1 protein-coding gene is annotated in these 239 nt (G+C 63.2%); it reads left to right on the top strand.

The features are described from left to right. The coding region (locus KVT28_RS26605) for a sensor histidine kinase (RefSeq protein ID WP_254633683.1) at positions 1-239 on the top strand (239 nt) is incomplete at both ends.

Here is a 239-nt window from a genome sequence, read left to right as displayed (position 1 = left end):
TTGAAGTGATCGATCACGGCTGCGGCATGTCGGCCGAGGTGCGTGAACAGGTGTTTGAGCCGTTCTTCTCCACCAAAGCCATCGGCAGCGGCAGCGGTTTGGGCTTATCGATGGTGTTTGGCTTTGTGCGGCAATCCGGCGGCCAGATTGAGCTGGAAACCGCGCCAGGACAAGGCACCACCCTGCGGCTGTTATTACCGCACGCGCCCGAAGCGGCGCAACCGCCCAGCCTGCCGCCG

The sequence above is a fragment of the Pantoea sp. GbtcB22 genome (assembly GCF_019091025.1).
In the GTDB taxonomy this organism is placed as follows: domain Bacteria; phylum Pseudomonadota; class Gammaproteobacteria; order Enterobacterales; family Enterobacteriaceae; genus Pantoea; species Pantoea leporis.
Note: the sequence above shows the minus strand (reverse complement) of the source record. Positions and strands in the feature narration are given on the sequence as shown.